This is a genomic window from Desulfovibrio sp. (assembly GCF_035644575.1).
Taxonomy (GTDB): domain Bacteria; phylum Desulfobacterota; class Desulfovibrionia; order Desulfovibrionales; family Desulfovibrionaceae; genus Desulfovibrio.
On the sequence record NZ_DASQOG010000255.1, the window covers coordinates 1 to 8,357 of the forward strand.

Here is an 8,357-nt window from a genome sequence, read left to right on the forward strand (position 1 = left end):
TGCTGTCGAGCTTTGCGGGCAGGGCCCACGGCAGCTTGGCATAGACGGGAATATCTTTTGAAATCCAGTGCAGATAGGCGAGCACAGCCTGCATGGTGCGGCTGTCGAGGGCCGGGGGCGCGGCATTGAGGTTGCGCGCAAAGCAATCTTGCACTTTTTGAGCAAGATCGGCGCTGTAGCCGTGGCTGGGCAGAAAACGCGGATAGGTTGCCGCAACGCCCACAAGGGTGATGCTCGCCTTGCTGGTGCCGCCCTCAAGATGGCAGGTGGCGCAGGCAAGTTCGTTGCCCACGTGCTCGGGGGCGTACTGCGCCGTATCGTTGATAATATTGTAGCCGAGCATGACGGCTTCGCGGATATCTTCCGGCGCGTCCTGCGGTTTGGGCGGATTGAACTGCGGTTCTGCTGCCGGGCCTGCCTGTAATGTTGCCAGCGCCTGCGGTGCCGGGGTTTGCCGCACGGCTGCCCCGTAATGGAAAAAGGCCAGCGTCCACGCGCCGAATATCAGCAGAATACAGGTGAGCGTCAGGGCGTAAAGCAGAGTGCGGTTGTTCATGGCGGCTCCGGTTAGAGCATTTTTGCGTTGAAATGCTTGCGTGATGGAAGATTGCCTTCGCCGTGCAGACACTTCGCAGCGCGGATTTTTGCAAAAATCCATGCAGAGCAGACAAACATGTTCAATGTTGATCTGCTCCAGCGGTGACCGTGACAGAAACAGGCCAGCTTGAAGCCAAAAACAGGGCAGACCGGGCCACAGGCTGAGGCCGCGAATTTTCAAGATATATTGTAATGGGTAACAGAACTTCCCGCTATGTCAACAAGGCGGGACAAGCGTTTTTTTTATATGAGCCTGAAATCTGGGGCCAAGTTGGCAAAGGGCAACGGATTGAGGACGGGAGAGCCTTGACTGGCGGGAATTCCGCCATGGGATGCCTGTAGAATTCAGGCTGGCAGGGATTGACCGCGTGTTTCCAGCACATCCTTGATGTCTATGCCCATGCGCTGCATGCGCGAGAGCAGGGTTGTGCGCTTGAGGCCCAGCATGGCGGCCACCCCGCGCGATCCCGCCATTACGCCATTACAGGCAAGAATGGCGGCCACTATGCGGTCGCGCTCGCTGAGGGTTTCGCCGGGCTGGTGGTGGGCATCCGTATATACTGGTCGGATGGGCTGCGCGGGCGCGGGCGGCGCGCTGGCCTCCTGCCTGCGCTGAGAAATGGCCGCAACAGGGGCGGGAACCTCCAGCGGGCAGATATTCAGGCTGGGGCCGCTGGAAAGAATGACCGCGCGCTCGATGACGTTGGCAAGCTCGCGCACGTTGCCGGGCCAGGGCTGGTCGCAAAGCCAGCGCAGGGCTGCGGAAGGAATATTGGTGATGTTTTTCTTCATCTGCCGCGCCATCTGCTGCGTAAAATGCTTTGCCAGCAGGGGGATGTCTTCGCGGCGTTCGCGCAGCGGCGGAATGGCAATGGGAAAGACGTTGAGGCGGTAGAACAGATCATCCCTGAACGTTCCGTCCAGCACCATTTCCTGCAGATTGCGGTTGGTGGCGGCAACAAGGCGCACATCCACGGAAATGACCTTGTGCCCGCCAAGGCGCTCAATCTCGCGCGATTGCAGGACGCGCAGAAGTTTAGGCTGCAGTTCCAGAGGGATGTCGCCAATTTCGTCCAGCATCAGGGTGCTGCCCTGGGCCAGTTCAAAGCGCCCCTTGCGTTGCGTGCCAGCCCCGGTAAAGGCCCCTTTTTCGTGCCCGAAAAGTTCGCTTTCCATAAGCCCCGCAGGCACTGCGGCGCAGTTCATCTTGACCATGCGCTTGGATTTGCGCGGGCTGCTGTTGTGGATCGCCTGGGCAAAAAGCTCCTTGCCGGTGCCGGTTTCGCCCAGCAGCAGGACGGTGCTGTCGCTGGCGGCCACCATGTCCACCTGTTGCAAGACGCGCATGATGGCATCGCTCTGCCCAATGATGACGCCCATGTCCGACTGACTCTGTATCTGCTCAGAAAGATACAGGTTTTCTTGTGCAAGGTCGTTTTTCTGCACAGAGATCGTGGTGTAATCCAGGGCATTGCGCACGGCAATGGCCACGCGTGAGGCGATCTGGGCCAGCAGGCTGACGGATTCATCGGTAAAGACATCGGGGTGGCGGTGGGCAAGCAGCATGGCCCCGAGGCAGTGCTGGCCGAAATGCAGAGGAAACAGCCCCGCAGCCTGATTGCCGTTGCCAAGAATAAATTCCGAGGCCGGGTCTTTGCGCGAAAGTCTGGCTAGATCGCCCTGCCGCGCCAGCAGGGGGGCGTTGATATCGTGGCAGCGCTTGAGCAGGGTGTTGGACAGAGAAAACGTACCCGCTGGCAGCACAGGATTTTCAGTAGACTGCGGCGGGCGGGCGCAGTGGAAGGAAAACGTGTCGTCCGTTTCGTGCAGCAGCAGGGCAAAATCGCGTATGCCGAAGAACCGCCGTATCTCGCCAGCAACCACGGCCACCATGTCGTTCATTTCAAGAGTGCCGATGGCCGTGTTGGTCACATCGACCAGGATGCTGAAGTGGTCGCGTTCACGGCGCAGGTGTTCGGTTTCCTGCCGCACATTGTCCATGCAGAGGATGGCTGTGACAGAAGCCGTAACCACCCCGGCCAGTACACGGAAAAAAACAAGCGAATCGTCGCTGAACACGCTGCCGTCTGTTTTGACAAAGTCCATGGCGCAGTGGCAGCCGCCCTGCGTGGAAACGGGAACAAAAAGGCAGCCGCTGGCATTGCGGTACTGGTCAAGATCAGCAATGTCGGGAAATTCCCGCCGCAGGTGTTCGCCTTCAAAGCAGGCCACCTCGGTCTGGCTCCAGAACTGGCGCAGGCCCTGCTGGGGGATCAGGTCTTGTTCTGAAACGGCAGAGCGGTCAGCGTGCGCGTCAAGCATGTAGAGCCGCGCTTTTTCCTGCATGGGCGCGGCAATAACGATGTGTATGCGCTGAAAGGCCATGAGCGGATCACAGCAGTTTTTCAGCATGCGCAAAAGGCTGGGAATGTCTTTTTGCAGGGGCAGCACCCGGCTGGCTGCGAGCAGGGCTTCCTGCCAGACAATAGCTGTACTTTTTACCATCTCTGAGGCGCTGGCTGTAAAAAACCCGGCTGGCGGCGTGCGTCCGGGGGGGATTCTGGACGGGATATCCACAACATTTCTCCATGCACCATAGGGCAGGATTATAGGCCTGTCTACCGAGCTTGCCTGAGGGGATCAGGCAAGAATGACGTCTACCTCCATACCTTTGCGCAAAGGAGCGCTGCCTGCGGGAATATCCACAAAACAGTTGCAGTCGTCGCACAGGGCGGGCTGCCCCATACCTTGCGCATCGCGCGCAAAATACACATCCCTGCCCTCAAGGCGCGCCAGCACAATGCGGCGCTCGTCCTTGCGGCAGGAGCCAAAATCGTTGCGGGCTACGGCCTTTTGCCGCAGGGGCGCAAAGCGTGTTGCGCCGCTCATTTTTTTCAGCACCGGAACCGCCAGCAGCCCAAAAGTCGCGGCAGCAGCCACAGGATTGCCCGAAAGGCCCAGCAGCAGGGTTCGCGGCAGGGCAGCGGCCAGCGTCATGGAACCGGGTTTGAGGCGCAGGCTCTGAAAAAGCATGCTGCCGCCCTGTTCCGCCGCAATCTCTGAGGCGATGGCGGGCACGAGGTCTTTGGGCCCCACAGAAGCTCCGCCCGTGGTGATGACAAGATCGCTTTCGGTCAGCATTTCGGTCAGATGCTCCTGCAATGCCTGTCGATTGTCGCCTCTGGTCATCATGCGCAGTATGCGCGCGCCCATTTTGCGCAGGCGCACGCCCAGCAGGGTGCTGCTGATGTTGTAAATGCCGCCCTGCGGCAAAGGAGCGCCGGGCAACACAAGCTCGCTGCCCGTTGCCAGCAGGCTGACCCGTGGGCGGCGGAATACGCGCACATGGGTATAGCCCTGACCAGCCAGAAGGCTGAGGATGCCGCTGTGCAGCACATCGCCGCTCTCGGCCAGGGTGCTGCCGCGCTCCATATCCTGCCCGCACATGCGGCAGTTGCGCATGGCCGCAAGACTGCGGGAAATAACCACGGTCTGGTCATCTGCCAGCGTGTCCTCCTGCCACACCACGCAGTCCGCGCCCGGAGGCAGGACTGCTCCTGTAGTCACGCGAGCCGCCTGACCGGGTTCAAGGGGATGGCCTGGTGCATCACCGGCATAGAGGTGCTGCGTTACCAGCAGCATGGCGGGACGTTCCGCCGTGGCGCTGGCAATGTCGGCGCTGCGCAGGGCATATCCATCCACCTGAACCCGGTTGTAGGGCGGCTGAGGCAACTCGGCGCGCATATGGGCAAAACATATGCGGCCATCGGCGTCAAAAAGCGGTACTTCTTCCGACTCTGCAACTGTGGGCGTGTGTTGCAAAAGAAGCTCCAGAGCTTCCTCCAGCGGCAGACTTTCCCGCTCCGGCGGGGTAGAAATATGGGGCTGCGCGTCAGCCGCAAAGGAGTGCAGAGCGCGGTTCATCTCAGCATATCCTTTGCGGGCAGGTGTAAATATTGATGTTGTCGCGGCGCACAAAGCCCAGCAGGGTGATGCCGTGAGCTTCGGCCATTTCAACGGAGGTGAGCGAGGGTGCCCCCGGTGCGATGAGCAGCTTCACCCCGCAGGCCACAACCTTTGCGAGCATGTCGGAGGCGAGCCGCCCGCTGAAGATGAGGATTTTTCCATCCGGACTCAGGCCTTGCAGCAGCATGGCCCCAATGACTTTGTCCAGCGCGTTGTGGCGGGCGATATCCTCGCAGAAAAGCAGCAGGCCTTCCGGGGTTGCCAGGGCGCAACTGTGGGCCGCACCTGTGGCGCGGAAAAGATCACAACGTTCGTTGAAGGTCACTTGCAGTGTGTGCACCTGCGCGGCGGCAAGCCGCACATCGCTGGGCGCGCTCACGGCTGGCGTAGATGATTCCGCCACAGATGCCTCTATAACGTGGCTTTGCTCATCAATGGAAAGCGCCCGTAGCGCGGAAATTTCATGCAACAGCCCCAGGGTGCGGAGCCGCCCCACGGCAAGCTCGCGCAGCAGGCTGGGCATGCAGTGCAGCTCGGCCACGCAATTGCCGTTGCAGACGAGTTCGTAGCGTTCTTCGCGCAGGAGTATGTCCATGACCTCGCGGCGGCCCTGAGGCCCGATGCGGGTAATGGTGCGTTCAATACTGATGGAAAGGTCCGGCGACTGTTTCATGATTGTGGTTCCCCGCGCGGTTACACCTTGGGAGTGCCCGCGCGGGAGATGGTTGAGGGTTACCGGAGTCAGGCAGGAATCTTGGATGCAGAGCCGTCTATCAGTTCTTTGCGCAGGCGTTGCCTGAGGTTGGTATACGTCTCAACCAGATACTGTTCGGCCCACTTTTGATCTTCAATTTTTTCAATCCGCACTGCGGCATATTTGTACTCCGGCGTTCTGCTGATGGGACTCAGCACCTCGCCGATCAGTTCATTGCAGGCGCCGATCCACCACTGATAGGTCATGTACACAGCGCCTTCATTGGTGCGCGGGCTTACCTGTGCCCGGCTGATAACCTTGGAGTGGCGCGATGCGACCCACACCAGTTCCTGATCTGCAATGTGCAGCCTTGCAGCATCCTTGTCGTTCATCTGCACAAAACCGGGTTCGTCCGCCAGCGCCGCAAGGGCCTTGCAGTTGCCTGTCATAGAGCGGCAGGAGTAGTGGCCAACTTCACGCACGCTTGAGAGCACCATGGGGAACTCTTCATTTATCTGGTCCACAGGCGGAACCCATTCCACCGTGTAGAGGCGGCCCAGGCCATCGTCCGTTTCAAACTTGATGCTGCCGTCCGACTGTGCGTAGAGTACCTGTGTGCCATTGGGGGAATCCTTGGTACAGGGCCACTGGACATAGCCAAGCCCGCCGTTTGCATCGAGCTTTTCATAGGTCGCTTCCGCATACTTGGGCGAGAGCGAGATGAGTTCGTCCCAAATTTCCTTGGTGTTGTTGTAGTGCATGGGATAGCCCATGGCTGTGGACATGCGGCTGATGATGTCCCAGTCCACCTTTACATCCCCCTGCGGTTCCACAGCCTTGTAAAAGCGCTGGAAACCTCGGTCGGCAGCAGAGTAAACGCCTTCGTGTTCGCCCCACGTGGTGGTGGGGAAGATCACGTCTGCCACGGCTGCGGTCTTGGTCATAAAACAATCCTGCACAATGAGCAGGTCAAGCTTGCTGAAACCACTGCGTACGGCGGAAAGTTCCGGTTCCGTCTGCAAGGGGTCTTCTCCCATGCAGTAAAAAGCCTTGAGCTGCCCGGCTGTGGCAAGCTTTGCCACTTCGGTCAGGTAGTGACCAACCTTGTCAGAGAGCTTTTCAACAGGCAGGCCCCAGGCTTTTGCAAACTTCTTGCGGGCTTCCTGATCCACAACTTTCTGGTAGCCTACATATACGTTGGGCAGCGCGCCCATGTCGCAGGCTCCCTGAACATTGTTCTGCCCGCGCACCGGGGCAACACCTGTATTGGGCTTGCCGATGTTGCCAGTAAGCAGCGCCATGGAAGTGAGCGCCCGCACCGTCTCCACACCCTGAAAAAACTGACATACGCCCATGCCCCAGAAAATCCCCGCTCCCTGCGGCGCGGTCGCATACATGCGGGCCGTCTTGCGGATGGTTTCGGCATCAATGCCCGTGATTTCCGTAACCGCTTCAGGAGGATAGTTGTCCACAATGGCTTTGAGTTCTTCAAAACCCGTTGTGTACCTTTCTATGAACTCCTTGTCCGCAAGTCCCTCGTTAATGATGACGTTCATCAAAGCATTGACGAAGGCCACATTGCAGCCGTTTTTTATGGGCACGTAGAGGTCTGCGATGCGCGCGGTTTCAATCTTGCGCGGGTCGCACACAATTATCGTTGCGCCTTTTTCCTTGGCCTTGATAACTCTGCGGGCAATGATCGGGTGTGAATCCGCAGGGTTCCATCCAAAGATGAATATGCACTTGGTGTCTTCAACCTCAACAATGGAGTTGCTCATGGCACCATTGCCCACGGACATCTGAAGCCCGGCAACAGAGGGGCCATGACAGACCCGCGCGCAGCAATCGACATTATTGGTGCCCACTGCGGCGCGGGCGAACTTTTGCATCACGTAGTTGGTTTCATTGCCCGTTGAGCGGGAGGAACCAGATATCATGATGGAATCAGGGCCGAATTCTTCCTTGATGGCCATGAGGCGCGACGATGCGTAGTCAATGGCCGTATCCCACGAGACAGCCTCAAACGAGCCGCCGCGCTTACGGCGAATCATGGGATTTTTGACCCGTGGGGTCAGTATCTTGGTGTCATTGATAAAGTCCCAGCCATACAAACCCTTGAGACACAAGGCCCCCTGGTTGGTCAGGCCGTTAGCGCCTTCTGCGCCAACCACACGGCCATTTTCAATCAGCAGATTGATTTTGCAGCCTGAAGCACAATAGGGACATACTTCTATAACCTTTTTCATGGTCTTCCTTATGTGTGTCCATCTTGGGCAACGGCGGGCATTCCGTTGATCCGGCAGAAATTTTACTTACGCGTACTGCGGTACGGCAGCCCGGCATGCTGCGGAAAAAATGCAATGGAACTTGCCTGTTCCGATTTTTGGGCTTGATGGCGCACTCGCATTGCATTGCGGTGCTGCCGAAACAAAGCCTTCACTTGCCGGGTGTGCACTGTTTTCCATCCTACAACTGGCTGGTAAAACAGATAAATTTGTTATTCTCTCAATCTGCGCTGCCTGTTCCGCCGTGCGCGCTTGCACTGTGGCCGCGCTTGCAAAAAGTCTGTTGGTTCTTCTTTTTTGGGGGTTCCCCGCGCCTTGCGCGGGGAACCCTGATCTCAGCTACTTATCAGGCTGTTACGGACATTGCTGTACCGTTGGCCTTTTCCTTGCGCAGGCGTTGCTTCAATTCGCTGTACACCTGCACAACATGGCTTTCAGCCCATGTCTGATCTTCTATTTTTTCAACTCGAACAGGCACATACTTGTATTCCGGCGTCTTGGTGATGGGGCTCAAGACCTCGCCCACCAATTCGTTGCATGCGCCGATCCACCACTGGTAGGTCATGTACACCGCGCCCTTATTGGTGCGCGGGCTGATCTGCGCCCTGGTGATGACCTTGGAGTGGTGCGACTGCACCCACACAAGCTCATGATCGCGGATGCCGAGGGCTTCTGCATCCTTGTCGTTCATCTGCACAAAGCCGGGTTCGTCCGCCAGTGCCGCCAGCGCCTTGCAGTTGCCTGTCATGGAGCGGCAGGAGTAGTGGCCCACTTCGCGCACGGTAGAAAGCACCAGCGGGAACTCGGAGCTGATT

General features: G+C 58.4%; 6 protein-coding genes. All 6 read right to left on the reverse strand.

Annotated features, from left to right (window positions below):
* Positions 1 to 556, reverse strand: a 556-nt coding sequence (locus tag VEZ52_RS14335) for a c-type cytochrome (protein ID WP_414649527.1), incomplete at its 3' end; no start/stop codon positions are given.
* A gap of 386 nt (positions 557 to 942) precedes the next feature.
* Entirely contained in the window at positions 943 to 3,174 is a 2,232-nt protein-coding gene (locus VEZ52_RS14340) for a sigma 54-interacting transcriptional regulator (RefSeq protein ID WP_324837417.1), read from the reverse strand.
* Positions 3,175 to 3,237: 63 nt separating this feature from the next.
* Positions 3,238 to 4,521: a molybdopterin molybdotransferase MoeA gene (locus VEZ52_RS14345; RefSeq protein ID WP_324837418.1), complete on the reverse strand. Its 1,284-nt coding sequence runs from the start codon at positions 4,519 to 4,521 to the stop codon at positions 3,238 to 3,240.
* A gap of 1 nt (position 4,522) precedes the next feature.
* A complete protein-coding gene (locus tag VEZ52_RS14350) occupies positions 4,523 to 5,236 on the reverse strand; it encodes a formate dehydrogenase accessory sulfurtransferase FdhD (protein ID WP_324837419.1) in 714 nt (237 codons plus the stop codon).
* Between the two features lie 68 nt (positions 5,237 to 5,304).
* Complete coding sequence (gene fdhF, locus VEZ52_RS14355; protein ID WP_324837420.1) at positions 5,305 to 7,503, reverse strand: formate dehydrogenase subunit alpha; 2,199 nt, start codon at positions 7,501 to 7,503, stop codon at positions 5,305 to 5,307.
* 385 nt (positions 7,504 to 7,888) lie between these two features.
* The coding region (locus VEZ52_RS14360; RefSeq protein WP_324837421.1) for a molybdopterin dinucleotide binding domain-containing protein at positions 7,889 to 8,357 on the reverse strand (469 nt) is incomplete at its 5' end.

Coding starts and splice junctions, on each gene's coding strand:
- VEZ52_RS14350 (WP_324837419.1), bottom strand. CDS start 5,236: ATGAAACAGTCGCCGGACCTTTCCATCAGTATTGAACGCACCATTACC.
- VEZ52_RS14345 (WP_324837418.1), bottom strand. CDS start 4,521: ATGAACCGCGCTCTGCACTCCTTTGCGGCTGACGCGCAGCCCCATATT.
- fdhF (WP_324837420.1), bottom strand. CDS start 7,503: ATGAAAAAGGTTATAGAAGTATGTCCCTATTGTGCTTCAGGCTGCAAA.